At 68.9% G+C, this 16,671-nt stretch carries 14 protein-coding genes; 6 read left to right on the top strand and 8 right to left on the bottom strand.

Annotation, left to right across the window (positions count from 1 at the left end; genetic code table 11):
• Positions 1–199: 199 nt before the first annotated feature.
• Positions 200–1,096 (top strand): LysR family transcriptional regulator, encoded by an 897-nt coding sequence (locus BKK80_RS24510; protein ID WP_232346351.1) that lies wholly within the window; start codon positions 200–202, stop codon positions 1,094–1,096.
• Positions 1,097–1,187: 91 nt separating this feature from the next.
• On the opposite strand, the gene BKK80_RS36660 is transcribed toward BKK80_RS24510, so the two are convergent.
• A complete protein-coding gene (locus BKK80_RS36660; RefSeq protein WP_156811516.1) occupies positions 1,188–1,358 on the bottom strand; it encodes a hypothetical protein in 171 nt (56 codons plus the stop codon).
• Between the two features lie 432 nt (positions 1,359–1,790).
• Between BKK80_RS36660 and BKK80_RS24505 the strand changes: the two genes are divergently transcribed.
• Both BKK80_RS24505 and BKK80_RS24500 read left to right on the top strand, forming a co-directional pair.
• Positions 1,791–3,173: an NCS2 family permease gene (locus BKK80_RS24505; RefSeq protein WP_071021330.1), complete on the top strand. Its 1,383-nt coding sequence runs from the start codon at positions 1,791–1,793 to the stop codon at positions 3,171–3,173.
• A 168-nt stretch (positions 3,174–3,341) separates the two neighbouring features.
• Positions 3,342–3,923, top strand: a complete 582-nt coding sequence (locus BKK80_RS24500) for a class I SAM-dependent methyltransferase (RefSeq protein ID WP_071071665.1) — start codon at positions 3,342–3,344, stop codon at positions 3,921–3,923.
• A 127-nt stretch (positions 3,924–4,050) separates the two neighbouring features.
• On the opposite strand, the gene BKK80_RS24495 is transcribed toward BKK80_RS24500, so the two are convergent.
• Positions 4,051–5,568, bottom strand: a complete 1,518-nt coding sequence (locus BKK80_RS24495) for a CoA-acylating methylmalonate-semialdehyde dehydrogenase (protein WP_071071663.1) — start codon at positions 5,566–5,568, stop codon at positions 4,051–4,053.
• 107 nt (positions 5,569–5,675) lie between these two features.
• On the opposite strand from BKK80_RS24495, the gene BKK80_RS24490 reads away from it, so the two are divergent.
• A complete protein-coding gene (locus tag BKK80_RS24490) occupies positions 5,676–6,644 on the top strand; it encodes a LysR family transcriptional regulator (protein ID WP_071039606.1) in 969 nt (322 codons plus the stop codon).
• 27 nt (positions 6,645–6,671) lie between these two features.
• On the opposite strand, the gene BKK80_RS24485 is transcribed toward BKK80_RS24490, so the two are convergent.
• From BKK80_RS24485 to BKK80_RS24460, 6 genes are all read right to left on the bottom strand, one after another.
• The gene (locus tag BKK80_RS24485) at positions 6,672–7,748 is read right to left on the bottom strand and encodes a porin (RefSeq protein WP_071021341.1); all 1,077 of its coding nucleotides are present in this window, start codon (positions 7,746–7,748) and stop codon (positions 6,672–6,674) included.
• 114 nt (positions 7,749–7,862) lie between these two features.
• Entirely contained in the window at positions 7,863–8,840 is a 978-nt protein-coding gene (locus tag BKK80_RS24480) for a PDR/VanB family oxidoreductase (RefSeq protein ID WP_071071660.1), read from the bottom strand.
• A 96-nt stretch (positions 8,841–8,936) separates the two neighbouring features.
• Positions 8,937–10,388, bottom strand: a complete 1,452-nt coding sequence (locus tag BKK80_RS24475; protein WP_418235912.1) for an NAD-dependent succinate-semialdehyde dehydrogenase — start codon at positions 10,386–10,388, stop codon at positions 8,937–8,939.
• Between the two features lie 18 nt (positions 10,389–10,406).
• The gene (locus BKK80_RS24470) at positions 10,407–11,528 is read right to left on the bottom strand and encodes an aromatic ring-hydroxylating oxygenase subunit alpha (protein ID WP_071039605.1); all 1,122 of its coding nucleotides are present in this window, start codon (positions 11,526–11,528) and stop codon (positions 10,407–10,409) included.
• 105 nt (positions 11,529–11,633) lie between these two features.
• Positions 11,634–13,250 (bottom strand): BCCT family transporter, encoded by a 1,617-nt coding sequence (locus BKK80_RS24465; RefSeq protein ID WP_269466358.1) that lies wholly within the window; start codon positions 13,248–13,250, stop codon positions 11,634–11,636.
• A 294-nt stretch (positions 13,251–13,544) separates the two neighbouring features.
• Positions 13,545–14,618 carry a tartrate dehydrogenase gene (locus BKK80_RS24460; RefSeq protein WP_071071658.1) on the bottom strand — a complete coding sequence of 358 codons (1,074 nt, stop codon included), beginning with the start codon at positions 14,616–14,618 and terminating at the stop codon, positions 13,545–13,547.
• Positions 14,619–14,719: 101 nt separating this feature from the next.
• Between BKK80_RS24460 and BKK80_RS24455 the strand changes: the two genes are divergently transcribed.
• On the top strand, positions 14,720–15,637 hold the full coding sequence (locus BKK80_RS24455; protein ID WP_071021355.1) for a LysR substrate-binding domain-containing protein: 918 nt from the start codon (positions 14,720–14,722) through the stop codon (positions 15,635–15,637).
• Positions 15,634–16,641 (top strand): PAS domain-containing protein, encoded by a 1,008-nt coding sequence (locus tag BKK80_RS24450; RefSeq protein ID WP_071021357.1) that lies wholly within the window; start codon positions 15,634–15,636, stop codon positions 16,639–16,641. The genes BKK80_RS24455 and BKK80_RS24450 overlap by 4 nt, the downstream gene beginning before the upstream one ends.
• Positions 16,642–16,671: the final 30 nt, after the last annotated feature.

The following is a 16,671-nucleotide window of genomic DNA, read 5'->3' as shown; positions in this document are numbered from 1 at the left end:
GAAAGGGTGGTGCCGGCGCAGGCCGGCAGGCAAGCGCGGGAACGGAAGGAATCAGGCATGGAGTCGGCGGCCGTCGGTAGGATCGGCCTGGCAGCAAGGAAGACCCCGCCATGCTAAGGATCCCGACCCATGCAATAAAGCAGCACTTTCGCAGTGCTATGATGCATTTCTGCATTCATCCGAGAGCACCGCAGCGGCCATGGACACCCGTCTGCGGCACGCCGCCGCTGATATGAACTGGGACAACACCCGCTACTTCCTCGCCATCGCCCGCAGCGGCTCGCTGCGCGGCGCCGCCGCCAGCCTGGAGGTCGACCAGGCCACCGTGGGCCGGCGCCTGGCCGCCTTCGAAGAGGAACTGGGCGCCACCCTGTTCCTGCGCACGCCGCAAGGCTACGTGCTGAGCCAGGCCGGCGAGATGATGCTGGCGGATGCGGAGCAGATGGAAAGCGCGGCCGAAGCGATCGGACGCAAGTCGGCGCTGGCCGACCGCCTGCTCGCCGGCCCGGTGCGCATCGCCACCACCGACACCCTGGCCGAGGGCTTCGTGCTGCCGGCGCTGGCGGCGCTGCAGCGCCGCCACCCCGAACTGGAGTACACCCTGCTGACCGCGACCGAGCTGGTCGACGTGGCGGCGCGCGAGGCCGACCTCGCCGTGCGCGGCCTGCGCCCGCAGGCGGGCAACGTCATCATCAAGAAGCTGGGCGTGGTGGAGATGGGGCTCTACGCCGCGCCGGACTACCTGGCACGGCGCGGCAAGCCCCGGCGCGGCGCGGGCCTGTCGGGGCACGACCTGCTGATGTTCCCGCGCGATACGGTGCCGCGCCACTGGCAGGAGCTCGGCGGCGAAAGCCTGCGCGGCGCGCACGTGGCGCTGCAATCGAACTCGCAGATGGCGCTGCGTTCCGCCGCGCTGCGCGGCATGGGCATCGCGCTGCTGTCGGCCTTCCTGGCCGAGCGCGACAGCGGACTGGTGCGGATCTTTCCCGATCGCCGCGACTGGGTCGACATCTGGCTGGTGCTGCACCCGGACCTGCGCCGCGTGGCGCGCGTGCGCGCGGTGATCGAGGCGCTGGCCGGCGCCTTCAAGCGCTGAGCGCGCGCAGCGCGTGCCGGATGCAACTGGAGTACTGAGTGAGCGGCTGGCTTCAGCAGCCTGCTTCAGCGGCTGATTTCAGCGGTTGGTTTCAGCGGTTGGCGTACACGCGCGCCAGCGCCTGCGCATGGTGCAGATTGCGCTGCCAGCCGGCATCGAGGAAGGCTTGCAGGCGCGCCAGCAGCGGACGGGTGGGACGGGCGGCGCTGGTGCGCGCGGCGGCGGGGGTCTTGCGCAAGTGGGTTTCGAGGTAGATCTGCATCGGTTTCTCCTGGTGGGTTCCACGGCGGGGTGCGCTGGTGGCGAAGCGCCCGCATTCCGTGCCGGGGTCCGGCACCATCACAGCCGCCGGCCCCGCATAAGGGTTTTCCCGAGTATACCGAATCCGGCACATCGGAACCTGGGATAGATCGGATTGCGAAGATTCACACACCGTGATGCTGGCCCCGCCGCCGGCAGCCACGCGGCCGGGCAGCGTCGCAATGGCCAGGCATTCCGGTATTTCCACGCCGGCATACCGTGCATTCCGACCCGCTTATGAATTTCGCGGGCAACTCCCCTAGCCTTGAGCCTCGCCCGAACTTGCATGCCGCGCAGACCGGCGCAGGCGGGCCAGCATCCGACACCACAAAAGACCAGGCCGGCCACGACCGCCGTTGGCGGCGCCCGGCGCCCCGCTAGGAGACAGCCAATCATGATGGACCAATCCATTCCGTCGCCGACGGAACTCGATGCCGCGTCGGCGCCGCCGCAGCGCAAGCTCGACCGCTACTTCGAGATCAGCGCGCGCGGCAGCAATACGCGCCAGGAAGTGGTGGCCGGCATCACCACCTTCATGGCGATGGTCTACGCCGTCTTCGTCGTTCCCGGCATGCTCGGCAAGGCCGGCTTCGACACCAGCGCAGTGTTCGTGGCGGTCTGCCTGACCACGGCCTTCGGCTCGCTGCTGATGGGCATGTGGGCACGCCTGCCGATCGCCATCGGCTGCGCCATCTCGCTGACCGCCTTCGTCGCCTTCGGCCTGGTGCTCGGCCAGAAGCTGACGCCCAGCGTGGCGCTCGGCGCGGTCTTCCTGATGGGCGTGGTGTTCACCGCCATCTCCGTCACCGGCGTGCGCTCCTGGATCCTGCGCAACCTGCCGGCCGGCGTGGCGCATGGCGCCGGCATCGGCATCGGCCTGTTCCTGCTGCTGATCGCCTCCAACGACGTCGGCCTGGTGGTCAAGAACAGCGGCGCCGGCCTGCCGGTCACGCTGGGCAAGATCACCGCCTTCCCGGTGGTGATGTCGGTGCTGGGCCTGGCCGCCATCTTCGGCCTGGAGCGCCGCCGCGTGCCCGGCGGCATCCTGCTGGTGATCGTCGGCATCTCGGCGCTGGGCCTGGCCTTCGACCCCGCGGTGAAGTTCACCGGCGTGTTCGCCCTGCCCTCGCTGAGCGCCCCCGGCCACGCCTCGCTGATCGGCGCCATGGATGTGCGCGGCGCGCTCTCCGCCGCCGTGCTGCCGAGCGTGTTCGCGCTGGTGATGACCGCCGTGTTCGACGCTACCGGCACCATCCGCGCGGTAGCCGGGCAGGCCGGCCAGCTCGATGCCAGCGGCCACATCCGCAACGGCGGCCGCGCGCTGACCGCCGACTCCGTCAGCTCCATCTTCTCCGCCTTCTTCGGCGGCGCCCCGGCGGCGGCCTACATCGAATCGACGGTCGGCGTGGCCGCCGGCGCCAAGACCGGCCTGGCCGCGGTGGTGGTCGGCCTGCTCTTCCTCGCCGTGATGTTCTTCTCGCCGCTGGCGGGCCTGGTGCCCTCCTACGCCACCGCGCCGGCGCTGATGTACGTCGGCCTGCTGATGCTCTCCAGCGTCAGCCGCCTGCACATGGAAGACACCGTCGACGCCCTCGCCGGGCTGGTGTGCGCCGTCTTCATCGTGCTGACCTGCAATATCGTCACCGGCATCATGCTCGGCTTCTGCACCCTGGTGGTGGGCCGCATCGTCGCCGGCGAATGGCGCAAGCTGAACGTCGGCACGGTGGCCATCGCCGTGGTGCTGGCCGCCTTCTACGCCGGCGGCTGGGCGATCTGAGGCCGCCCGCCCGCGATAAGGAACGATGTCTCCTCCAGCCGCTTCGGCGCTGGCTTACCGCACCGGGCCTGTCGGCCCGGTTTTTTTTCGCCCGGCGAGCGCCGCGGTGGTGGCGTGCGGTGGTGGCACAATGCGCGATCGACCACTTCCCCTGTCCGGGTCCGCAACATGCCTTCCTTTTCCGATCCCTGGCTGCATCCCTGGCTGCCGGCGATCTCCGCCCGCAGCACCACCTCGCCCGTGCTCGAGATCGGCTGCGGCCATGGCGACGACACCGCCGTGCTGGCGGACGCCGGCCTGCGCGTGATCGCCTTCGACCTGTCGCGGGCAGCCGTCGCCGCGGCCCGGCTGCGCGTACCGTCGGCACAGATCGAGTGCCGCGACATCCGCGCGCCGTTTCCGCCGCAGGCAAGCGAGCTCGGCGCGGTCATCGCCAGCCTGTCCCTGCACTACTTCCCCTGGGACGAGACCGTGTCGATCGTCCAGCGCATCCGGGACGTCATGAGGCCTGGCGGATGGTTGCTATGCCGCCTGAATTCCACCGAGGACCACAATTTCGGCGCCGGCCAGGGGGTGCGGATCGAAGAGAACTACTACTCGGTCGATGGGCAGCCGAAGCGCTTCTTCGACGAGGAGGCGGTCTGCCGCCTGTTCGACGGCCAGTGGCAACGCGTGTCCATGACGCACCAGCGCACGCGCAAGTACGTCCGCAGCAAGGCCCTGTGGGAGGTGGTGGTGGAGAGGGTCTAGGGCCCTGCGTCCTGCGTCCGGGATTCGGTGACGCGGCACGCCGGATGCCGCGCCCGGCGGGACCGGACCCGCACCGGGCGGCGGCGCTGCCGCGCGGCGCGCGGCAGCCCATGCAGGCGTGCTGCGCTTACTTCGCCGTCGGCATGACGAACTCGGCGCCCTTCTCGATGCTCTCCGGCCAGCGCTGCATGATCGACTTCTGCTTGGTGTAGAAACGCACGCCCTCCTCGCCGTAGGCATGCATGTCGCCGAACAGCGAGCGCTTCCAGCCGCCGAAGCCGTGCCAGGCCATCGGCACCGGGATGGGCACGTTGATGCCGACCATGCCGACCTCGATCTGCTGGCCGAATTCGCGCGCCGCATTGCCGTCGCGGGTGAAGCAGCTCACGCCGTTGCCGAACTCATGGGCATTGATCAGGCGCACGGCCTCGGCCATGTCCTTGACCCGCACGCAGGACAGCACCGGCCCGAAGATCTCTTCCTTGTAGATGGTCATCTCGGGCGTGACGTGGTCGAACAGCGTGCCGCCCATCCAGAAGCCCCCGGCGCAGCCCGGTCCGGCCGAGGCGGGGTCGAAGTCGCGGCCATCGACCAGCAGCTTGGCTCCCTCGGCCACGCCGCGCTCGATGTAGCCGGTGATGCGCGCATGCGCCGCGCGCGTCACGATCGGCCCCATCTCGGCGGCGAGGTTCTCGCCGTCCAGCACCTTGAGCGAGCGGGCGCGCTCCACCAGGCGCGGCATCAGCCGCTCGGCGACATCGCCGACCAGCACGGCCACGCTGATCGCCATGCAGCGCTCGCCGGCCGAGCCGTAGGCCGCGCCGATCAGCGCGTCGACGGCCTGTTCGATGTCGGCGTCCGGCATCACCACCATATGGTTCTTGGCACCGCCCAGCGCCTGCACGCGCTTGCCGTGGTGCGCGCCGGTCTCGTAGATATAGCTGGCGATCGGGGTGGAGCCGACGAAGCTGAGCGCGCGCACGTCGGGGTGCCCGACCAGCGCGTCGACCGCCACCTTGTCGCCCTGCACGACGTTGAAGACGCCGTCGGGCAGGCCGGCTTCCTTGAGCAGGTCGGCGATCATCAGCGACGGGCCGGGATCGGTCGGGCTCGGCTTCAGCACGAAGGTATTGCCGGTGGCCAGCGCCACCGGGAACATCCACATCGGCACCATCACCGGGAAGTTGAACGGCGTGATGCCGGCCACCACGCCCAGCGGCTGGCGCAGCGTCCAGTTGTCCATGCCGGTGGAGACCTGGGCGGTGTAGTCGCCCTTCAGCAGTTGCGGCACGCCGCAGGCGAACTCGACGATGTCGATGCCGCGCGCGACTTCGCCCTGGGCGTCGGTGAACACCTTGCCGTGCTCGGCGGTGATGGCGTGGGCCAGCGCGTCCTTGTCGCGGTTCAGCAGTTCGAGGAAGCGGAACAGCACGCGCGCGCGGCGGATCGGCGGCGTGCCGGCCCAGGCCGGGAACGCCGCGGCCGCGGCGGCGACGGCGGCATTCACTTCGGCTACGCCGGCCAGCGCGACATGGCCGGTCACCTGCCCGCTGGCGGGATTGGTCACTTCCTGGCTGCGGCCCGAGGCGCCGGCGGTGCGGCGGCCGCCGATATAGTGTTCGATGGCGTGCTGGATGCTGGACATGGTTTGTGCTCCGATGGACTGTCTCTGCATCCAGTCTAAGAATCCTCCGCGCACGCGCCAAGCCCCGCCGTGGCAAACTGCTTGTTTATTTTTCTAAACAATTCATCGTGAAAGCCAAGAACAAAGAAGAGATCTGGGGCCATCTCCACTGGCTCACGGTGCTGGCGCAGCAAGGCAGCTATACCGCCGCCGCGGCCTACCTGAACGTCACCAAGGGCGCGGTCAGCCAGCGCATCGCCGACCTGGAGCGCGCCGCCGGCGTGCCGCTGGTGCAGCGCACCACGCGCAGCGTGCGGCTCACCGACGCGGGACAGCGGCTGGTCGAGGAGGTCGGCGCGCCGTTCGAGCAGATCGCGCGCAGCTTCGCCGGCGTGCGCGACACCGCCGGCGAGCCGCGCGGCGTGCTGCGCGTCACCGCGCCGGTCGCCTTCTCGCGCCAGCAGCTGGTGCCGCGCCTGGCCGGCTTCTTCGAGCGCTATCCGGACATCCGGCTCGAACTGGAACTGTCGGACAAGCTGCGCGCGCTGGCGCTGGAGGGCTTTGACCTCGCCATCCGCCACACCATGGCGCCGCCCGACACCCATGTGGCCTGGGCGCTGTGCCCCACCCGCAACGTGCTGGTGGCGAGCCGGGCCTACCTGCGCCGGCGCGGCCATCCCGCCACCCCGGCGGACCTGGCCGGCCACGACTGCCTGTACTACCCGCGCACGCGCGAAACCCCGGCCTGGCATTTCGTCGAGGCCCGGCCCGGCGCGGGCCAGGCCAGGCCGCGCGTCACCGTGCCGGTCTCCGGGCCCTTCTGCGCCACCAACAGCGAAGCACTGCGCGACGCCGCGCTGGCCGGCCTCGGCATCGCCCTGGTGCCGGACTTCACCGCGCAGTCGGCGCTGCAGGGCAACAAGCTGGTCGAGGTGCTGGACGAATGGCTGCCGGTCGGCGCCTTCCCGGACCAGATCTTCGCCATCCGGCCGTACGCGGCACATGTGCCGCGGGCGGTGTCGGTGTTCGTCGAATGGCTGCGGACGGCCTTGCAGGGGGGCTTCGCCCCGGCCGCGCGGGTGCGGCGGGAAGCCTGACGCACCCGTCCCCGCCGGCTGCGGTGCTCAGAACAGGTGCCGGATGCCGGCCATCACGCCGACCCGCGTGGTGCTGTCCACCCCCGACAGCGGCTGACCGCCCCAGTACTCGGTCTCGCGCCCGACCGCCCCGCCACGCGCGCGCGTGGCGTCGGCCTCCAGGAACAGGCTGGTGCGCTTCGACAACGCGTAGTCGAGCACCGCGGCGACGCTGTCGGCCCGGCCGCCGCCCAGCCACACCGGCGTGGCCTGGAACTGCGTGGTGACGTCGCCGCGCTGCCGGTAGTGGTAGTACGCACCGGATACATGGAGCGCCGGAGTGAGCTGGTAGCCCACGCCGACGAAGCCGATGCCGAAGCGGGCGTCGCCGGCGGCTTCCCGCCGCCCCATGTGCCCGGCGTAGAAGGTGGCCTTGCCCAGCACATAGGAGGCGCCGGCCGAGTAGTTGTGCAGCGTGTTGCCGCCGCCCGCCACGCGGCGCTGGTCGTAGGCGACGCCGACCGACAGCGCTCCCTGCTGGAACATCAGCCCGCCACCGAAGGTGCTGCCGCGCGCCAGGCTGCCGGGCTGTCCGCCCAGGCCGTAGTCGAGCTGGACCGACACCGGCCCCAGCGTGTGCTTGTAGACCACGCTATGGTTGATGCGGTAGTCCTGGAAGAAGATGTCGCCGCCGGTATAGAGCGGGTCCGACCAGAAGTTGCCCCAGCTCTGGTCGAGCGGGTTGAAGGCCCAGCCGATATTGTTCAGCGCGTTGTACTGCCGGCCGAAGGTCAGGCTGCCCCAGGTGCCCGTCAGCCCGGCATAGGCCTGGCGCCCGAACAGGGCGTTGTAGGCGGTCCTGCCATCGTCGGTGCCGAAGCCGTTCTCCAGCAGGAAGACGGCCTGGTTGCCGCCGCCCAGTTCTTCCGTCCCCTTCAGGCCCCAGCGGCTGCCGCCGATGCCGCTGGACACCAGTTCGGCCTGGTTGTCGTGCCTGCCGTCGAGGTTCGAGGTATAGCGCACGGCGGTGCTGATGACGCCGTACAGTGTGACGCCGGGCTCCGCTTGCGCGGCGGCAGGCAGCAGCGTGCCCGCCAGCAGCCACAGGCTGGCTCTGTGTTTCATCGGTGATCTCCTCCGGATGCCGGCGGCCCGCGGGCTCGCATGCCATGGGGCGCCGGCTGTCTCTTCTGGTTCTTGGGTCCTGCCCCGCCGGCGCGATGGCCCGGCTCGCCGGCCTTACAGGTCGAGCACGATCCGCTGGCCCTTGGCCCGCGACACGCAGATCATCAGGCTCCGCTGCGCGCGCTTTTCCGCCTCGCTCAGGTACTGGTCGAAATGCTCGGCCTCGCCGTCGAGAATGCGGGTCTCGCAGGTACCGCAGACGCCCTCGCGGCACAGGCACTCCACCTCGGCGGCGTTGCCGCGCTCGATCGCCTTGAGGATCGATTCTCCCGGCGCCACCTCCACGGTCCGCCCCGAGCGCGCCAGCACCACCGAGAAGGCGTCGCCCGCCTGCGGCGGCGCCGCGAACTGCTCCCAGTGCACGCGTTCCGGCGCAATGCCGGCTGCCTGCGCCGCCGCGCGCACCGCATCGATCAGCGGCGCCGGTCCGCACACATAGATGTGCGCCCCGGCCTGCAGGCCGCGCGCCAGGCCATCCAGGTCCAGCTTCTGGCCCAGGCTGTCGACGTAGAAGCGGGCCGTGCCCGCGCCGGCCTGCCGCGACTGCGCGACGATCTCGTCGCGGAACGCCCCGTGCTCTTCGGCGCGATAGGCATAGTGCAGCTCGTGCGACGCGCCACGCTTGCGCAACTCATGCATCTGCGACAGGAACGGCGTGATGCCGATGCCGCCGGCGACCAGCACGTGGTGGCTGGCCTGCGCGCTCAGCGCGAACAGGTTGTTCGGCATGGTGATGGCGAGGCCGTCGCCTTCCGCCACCTTGTCATGGAGAAAGGCCGAACCGCCCTTGGACGCCTCTTCGCGGCGCACGCCGATCTGGTAGTGGCCCAGCTCGTCGGGGGATCCCATCAGCGAGTAGGCGTTGCTGTAGCGGCGCGCGCCGTCCTGCATCTGCACGATGACGTGGCTGCCGCCGGTGAACGGCGGCAGCGGCCCGCCGTCCGCCGCCGCCAGGGTGAATCGCTTGATCAGGGGAGTGGCGCGCTCGATGCGCGCCACCCGGACCTGGAGGGTCTGATAAGAATTGGCCATATTGCCGCCTTTCTGCCTGTCTTGATCTCTTGCCGCCCGAGCCGCCGCGCAGCGGCTTCCGGCGCTGTGCGGCGCTTTACTGCGCCTTCCGACGCTTTACAGCGCCATGCAGAGGTACTTCATCTCCAGGTAGTCCTCGATGCCATGGCGCGAACCCTCGCGCCCCAGGCCGGACTGCTTGATGCCGCCGAAGGGCGCGACCTCGTTGGAGATCAGGCCGGTGTTGATGCCCACCATGCCGTACTCCAGTCGTTCCGCCACGCGCCACACGCGCGCGATGTCGCGGCTGTAGAAGTAGGCGGCAAGGCCGTAGATCGTGTCGTTGGCCATGCGCACGACTTCGCTCTCCGCATGGAAACGCACGATCGCCGCGACCGGCCCGAAGATCTCCTCGTCCAGCACGCGCATGCCGGGGCTGACCCCGGTGAGCACGGTCGGCTGGAAGAACTGCCCGCCGGCGGCGTGCAGGCCGCCGCCCAGCGCCACGGTGGCGCCTTTGGCCACTGCGTCCGCCACCAGTTCGCTCACCTTGCCGACCGCGCGCCCGCTGATCAGGGGTCCGATCTCGCTGTCCGGCTCCAGGCCGCTGCCGACACGCAACGCCGCCACCTTGGCCACGAAGCGGTCGACGAAGCGGTCATAGACGGTGTCGTGCACGTAGAAGCGGTTCACGCAGACACAGGTCTGGCCCGCGTTGCGGTACTTGGCCTGCAACGCGCCTTCGACCGCCGCGTCGACGTCCGCATCCTCGAAGACGATGAAGGGCGCATTGCCGCCCAGTTCGAGCGAAACCTTCTTCACCGTGCCCGCGCATTGCTGCATCAGCAGCCGCCCGACCGGCGTGGAGCCGGTGAAGGAGAGCTTGCGCACATGGGCATGGCCGCTCAGCTGGCTGCCGATGGCGACGGCGTCCCCGGTGATGACATTCAGCACGCCGGCCGGCACGCCTGCGCGCAGCGCCAGCTCGGCCAGCGCCAGCGCGCTGAAGGGTGTCTCGTTGGCTGGCTTGACCACCATCGTGCAGCCGGCGGCAAGTGCCGGCGCGGCCTTGCGCGCGATCATCGCGGCGGGGAAGTTCCACGGCGTGATGGCGGCGCACACGCCGATCGGCTCGCGCACCACCACCAGCCGCTTGTCGGCCGCCGGCGACGGGATCACCTCGCCGTAGAGACGCTTGGCCTCCTCGCCGAACCACTCGACGAAGGAGGCGGCATAGCGCACTTCCCCGCGCGCCTCGTGCAAGGGCTTGCCCTGCTCGCGCGTCATGATGAGCGCCAGGTCTTCCTCGTGCTGCAGGATCAGTTCGAACCAGCGGCGCAGCACGGCCGCCCGTTCCCTGGCGGTGCGCCCCTTCCAGCCCGGCAGCGCGGCGTGGGCGGCTTCGATGGCCGCCACGGCGTCGCCCGCGCCCATGCCGGGCACCGTGCCGAGCAGCGCCCCCGAGGCCGGATCGTGCACCGCCACGGTGGCACCGTCCGCGGCATCGGTCCACTCGCCACCCAGCATCGCCTGCTGGCGGAACAGGGCTTTGTCATTGAGTTGCATCATGCTCTCCCTCGACACCGCTCAGCCCGCCTCGTATTCCTTGGCCACCTTGCGGTGGAAATGCACGATGCCGTGCTCGCTGATGCCGCTGCGCTGCCGGTCGACCATGATCCGGCCCTGGCCGCGATAGCCGCGCGACTTGAGGCCGCGCTGCACGCTTTCCACCAGGCGCAGGTCCTCGGGGCGGAACACGTCGCGGTACCACTCGACCAGCTTCTGCTGGGCCTCGGTCAGCTCCTTGTTGAGGAAGTAGATCTCGTAGTGCTGCAGCGTGACTTCCGCGCTGGCCGGAAACTCGTAGATCACGGTCATGAAGTCGCCGCCCGGCGGCACGTTGAACATGGTGCACGGCCACGCCCAGAAACCGCTGAAGCTGGGGTCCTTGATCGAGTCGTCGAGCTTGAACGACTTCTCCGACGACTTGGCCAGGCCGAACTGCAGCGTCCAGTTGCCGTGCAGGGTATGGGTGTACTTGTCCACCTGCACCGAATCGGAGAAGCCCGGGTGCGCCGGGCCGCAGTGGTAGCACTCCATGTAGTTGTCGACGATGCTCTTCCAGTTGGCCGGCGTCTCCGTGACAAAGCGGGCACCCAGGTGCAGGCGGTCGACCACCGGGCAGGCGGCGCGCAGGCGGGCCTCCAGGCCGGGCAGCTGCGCCTCGACGGTGCCGGCCTCCGGGTTCATGTTGATGAAGACGAAGCCGGCGTACTCCTCCACCTTGACCGGCACCAGGCTGGCCTTGCTCTTGTCGAAGTTGGGCACGTTGTCGCAATTGCGGGCCAGCGCCAGTTCGCCGTCGAGCTTGAAGGTCCAGGCGTGGTACGGGCAGGTGATCACGTTGCGCGCGCGGCCGCTGCCCGACAGCAGTTGGTGGCCGCGGTGCGGGCAGACGTTGTAGAAGGCGCGCAGCACGCCCTCGCGGTCGCGCAGGACGACGATGCTCTCGCCGATGATCTCGCGCGTCACATAGTCGTTGGGCTCGGCCAGCTCGCTGCGATGGGCCACGCAGATCCAGCTGTCGGCGAAGATCTTCTCCTTCTCGTAGGCGAAGACCGACGGCTGGGTGTAGTACGAGGCCGGCAGGGTCCACGCGTTCTCCTCGTCCGCGCAGAAATTCTCGGGCAACTGTTCGATCGGCTTCATCAGTTCACTCCTCGGGTTAACCGTTAAATATTGTTTAACTTTCTTGCGTAAAAAAAATGCCTGGGCGGGCAGCGTCGCTTGCAGGTGCGGCGCGGATGCCAGCACTCATCCGTTGGCGATGGCGGTCTGCCGTTCGCCCGCGCCGGCCGGCTCGCGGCCATCGGCCGTGGCGGCGGACTCCAGCGGGGGCACGCTCTCGATCAGGTGCGCCGGCACATCGGCATAGTCCTGCAGCAGCCAGCGGAACAGGCCGAACAGCTTGACGGCCAGGATGGCCAGGAAGGGGATGGCCGTCAGCACCACCGCGGTCTTCATGGTTTCCAGCGAGGCCTTGGTGAACAGCATCGCCAGCGGCACCAGGGTCAGCATCACGCACCAGAACACGCGGCTGCCCGGCGCCGGGTCCTGCCCTTCGGCGAGATTGCGGGTCGTGGTGGCGGCCACCGCATAGGCCACTGCATCGACGTGGGCGGCGAGGAAGACGATCATGATGGCCAGGTAGACGGCGAGGAACAGCTTGCCGGCCGGCAGCGCCGACAGCAGCATCTCGACCGCGGTCTCGCCGCCGAACTGCTTCAGGATGGCGGGCACGTCGATGGTTCCCGTGAGGAACTGGTGCATGCTGTAGCTCTCCAGCGCACCGAAGAAGAACCAGCAGCCCACGCTGCCGCCGAGCAGCAGCGCATAGATGACCTCCTTGATCTTGCGCCCCTTCGACACACGTGCCACGAACATCGCCACGCCGGGCGAATAGGACACCCACCAGAGCCAGTAGAACACCGTCCAGCCGCGGCTGAAGGCGCCGTCGCCGGTGGGATCGGTGAACAGGCTCATGTGCACGTAGTTCTGCAGCATCAGGCCGAGGCCGTTGACGATGTTGTTGCCGGTGAACAGCGTCGGGCCGATGGCGAACACCACCGCGGCCAGCAGCAGCGCCCCCCAGCACACCATGTGGCTGAGGCGCTGCATGCCGCCATCGATGCCGATGTAGGAACTCATCGAGAACAGCACCGACACGCCGACGATGACGATCAGCTGCATGGTGAAGGTGTCCGGCAGGCCGAACAGGCCGGACAGGCCGCGGGTGAAGGTCGACGCCGTCAGGGCGATCGACACCGTGAGCGCACCGAACATGGTCAGCAGGAAGATCAGGTCGACCAGGCGGCCCACCGCGCCGGTGGCGCGGAAGCCGGTAACGGCCTCGACGACGGCGGCGAGGTTCAGGCCCTTGTTCTTGCGCACATGGAAGTGATAGGCCATGGCCAGCGACGGCAGCGCGTACACCGCCCAGGCGCTCAGGCCCCAGTGGAAGAATGAATAGCTGATGCTGTATTCCAGCGCCTCGCGCGATCCCTTGGGCAGGTTGAGGCCGGGCGACTGGTAGTAGTAGACCCATTCCATCACGCCCCAGTACATGGTCGACGAGCCCATGCCGGCACAGATGAACATGAACACCCACGACAGCGTGGAGTACTCGGGCTTGCCTTCGCCGAGGCGGATGTTGCCGTACTTGCTGAAGGCCAGCGCGATACAGGCGATCACGCAGCCGAACACGAAGACCTGGACCAGCGAACCGAAGGAACGCGTGGACCAGTCGAACAGCACGGCAGCGGTGGCGGCCGCTTGCGCGGGCCAGTAGGTCATGGCGACGACGGTGACCAGCACGGCGGCGAGCGTGCAGGCGGTCAGGAACCCGTCGCGGCGGGGCATGGATGTTTTCAAGTGGATCTCCTCCGGTGCGTCTTGGCGCACGAGTGTTCTGTAGCGGGCTTGCCTGCCGGTGGCCGCGGGTGGGACGGAATCGCGGCTTTCTGCTTCTGTCGATGCTTTCCTTGCTTTTTGTAAACCATTGGTTTACCGTAACCTTTGGTTTACGAAGCTAATGTAAGCACTTTTCCCGGCATGCACAAGTACCGATGGGGTATTCCCTGTGTTGGTGGCAGACGTGGTGATCCGTCGATGCCGCACGCCCGTTGGCGTGCGGCACCTCCGGCTCGCCGTGATGAGGCTATGGCGTCAGAGCGCCTCGGCGATCGCCTTGCCGACGTCGCTGGTGCCGGCGCGGCCGCCGGCATCTGGCGTCAGCGGCCCCTCGCGCAGCACGGTCTCGATGGCGGCAAGGATGGCATCGTGCGCCTGGCGGCCCGGCGCACCGCCAAGGAAGTCGAGCATCATGGCACCCGACCAGATCATGCCGATCGGGTTGGCGATGCGCTTGCCGTAGATGTCCGGAGCCGATCCGTGCACCGGCTCGAACAGCGAGGGGAAACGCCGTTCCGGGTTCAGGTTGGCCGAAGCCGCCAGCCCGATGGTGCCGGTACAGGCCGGGCCCAGGTCCGACAGCAGGTCGCCGAACAGGTTGGAAGCGACCACCACGTCGAAGCGCTCCGGCTGCAGCACGAAGCGCGCGCACAGGATGTCGATGTGCTGGCTGTCCCAGGCCACCTCAGGGTAGTGCGCGCCGACCGCGGCGGTCCGCTCGTCCCACCAGGGCATGCTGACAGCGATGCCGTTCGACTTGGTGGCCGAGGTCAGCCTGCGGAGCGGGCGCGCGCGTGCCAGTTCGAAGGCATAGCGCAGGATGCGGTCGGTGCCGTGGCGGCTGAACACCGACTGCTGCATCACCACTTCACGCTCGGTGCCCTCGTACATGCGCCCGCCCACCGCGCTATACTCACCCTCGGTGTTCTCGCGCACCACCAGGAAGTCGATATCGCCCGGCTGCTTTCCCGCCAGCGGGCAGGGCACGCCCGGCAGCAGGCGCACCGGGCGCAGGTTGACATACTGGTCGAACTCGCGGCGGAACCTGAGCAGCGAGCCCCACAGCGAGACGTGGTCGGGCACCTTCTCCGGCCAGCCTACGGCGCCGAAGTAGATGGCGTCGAAGCCGTCGAGTTGGGCCTTCCAGTCGTCCGGCATCATGCGGCCGTGGCGCAGGTAGTAGTCGCAGTTGGCCCAGCCGAAGTGACGGACCTCGATGTGCAGGTCGAACTTGCGCGCGGCGGCCTCGACGACGCGCAGCCCCTCGGGCAGCACCTCGTTGCCGATGCCATCGCCGGCGATGGCGGCAATGCGGAATGGTGTGGTCATGTTGGCTTGTGCTCTCTGTCTCTGTGCAAGGAACACAGCAAGCTTGCCAACAAACCGCTCGCGGCACAGCCGCCCCTCCGTGGATACCAGGAGTACGAATCGTGAACAATCTCCCGCCGCTCGACGACCTGCGCGTGTTCCTGCTGGTGGCGCAGCGCGCCAGCTTCATCGCCGCCGCGCAGGAGCTGGGCAGCTCGCCGGCCTATGTCAGCAAGCGCATCAAGCTGCTGGAACAGGTGATGGGGGCGAAGCTCCTGCACCGCAGCACCCGGCAGGTCTCGCTCACCGAGAACGGCGAACGCGTGCGGCGCTGGGCGCTGCGCATGCTCGACGAAGTCGGACAACTGCTCGACGATGTCTCCGCCGCCGGCGGCACGCCGCGCGGCCTGGTGCGCATCGGCAGCAGCGTGGGCTTCGGCCGCCGCCATGTGGCGCCCCTGCTGTCCAGCCTGAGCGCGGCCCATCCCGGCCTGGAGATCCGCTTCGACGTCTTCGACAAGCTGGTCGACCTGATCGCCGAGGGCATCGACCTGGACATCCGCATCGGCAACGAGATCGCCCCGCACCTGATCGCGCGCCGGCTGGCGCGCAACTGGCGCGTGTTGTGCGCGGCGCCGGCCTACCTGGCCGTCCACGGCCGGCCGCGGACGCTGGAAGACCTGTCCACGCACAACTGCCTGGTGACCAAGGAGCGTGACCATCCCTTCGGCGTCTGGCGCCTGGGCGGACCGGACGGCCAGCGCAACGTCAAGGTGCGCGGCACGCTGTCCTCCAACCATGGCGAGATCGTGCACGGCTGGGCCCTGGGCGGCCGGGGCATCATGCTGCGCTCGCTGTGGGACGTGCGCGCCAGCCTGGCCGCCGGCACCCTCGAGCAGGTCCTGCCGGACTACCGCCAGGATGCCGATATCTGGGCGGTGTATCCTTCTCGGCTTTCGGGCTCGGCGCGGCTGCGTGCCTGCGTCGAGTTCTTCGAGAGGCATCTGCACGAGGCCTCGATCCAGAATGCCGGGCCATGACTGAGAACAGCTTTGCTTTCCGCCTGAAGGAACTCCTCGAACACAAGAAACTGACCTTGCAGGCCGTGGCGACGGCGCTGCAGGTCTCGCGGCCGGCCGTGCACAAGTGGACCAAGGGCGGCGAGATCGACTACGAGAAGCTGCGCAAGCTCGCCGCCTTCCTCGGCGTCAACTGGATCTGGCTGCGCTATGGCGAGCAGGCCCGGCGCGAACTCGACGACGCCGGCGCCGTGACACTGCCGATGACGGACGTGCGGCGCCGCTATACCGCCGAGATCATGGAAAGCGAGGCCCGCATGAAGCTGGCCCAGGAGGGCGCGCGCATCGTCACCTGGGAATGGAACCTGGTCACCGACGACGTGGCCTACTCCGCCAATGTCGAGTCGGTCTACGGCTGGCATATCGACAGCAACGCCAGCTTCTGGAAGCACGTGCATGCCGACGACATCGCCATGATGAACGCGGCCTACGAGGAGTCGCTGCGTACCGGGCATGCGCACGAGTTCGACTTCCGGCTGATCCAGCCGGACGGCAGCATCCGCTGGATCTCCTCGCGCGCCACGCCGATGCGCGAATTCGACGGCCGCATCGTCAAGATCGTCGGCATCAGCATGGACAACACCGCGCGCAAGCTGACCGAGCAGTCCCTGCGCGACCAGCAGCAGCGTTTCCAGGTGATGTTCGACCTGGCGGCGGAAGGCATGGCGATCCTGGACACCGGCCTGCGCTGCGAGTCAGCCAACCTCGCCCTGGCGGCCATGCTGGGCACGGACCGCGAGGCGCTGCTGGGCGCCGGACTGGCAAGTGCCTTCGCCGATGGCGGCGGGCGGCTGCGGCGCATGCTGCGCGGCAGGCCCCAGGCCGATTTCCAGGCCGAACTGCTCGCACCCGACGGCACCGCGCTGGCCGTCGGCGTCCGTGCCACCCTGGTACGGAACGCGGACAGCGACACCACCGGCGATCACGCCAGCGGGTACTTCGCCGTCGCCATCCGCCCCGCCTGAAGCGGCGCTGCCGCCCTCCCCGGGGGCCGG

The sequence above is a fragment of the Cupriavidus malaysiensis genome, assembly GCF_001854325.1.
GTDB lineage: Bacteria > Pseudomonadota > Gammaproteobacteria > Burkholderiales > Burkholderiaceae > Cupriavidus > Cupriavidus malaysiensis.
The sequence above is the reverse complement of the archived record's forward strand: the minus strand, read 5'-3'. Positions and strand labels throughout refer to the sequence as shown.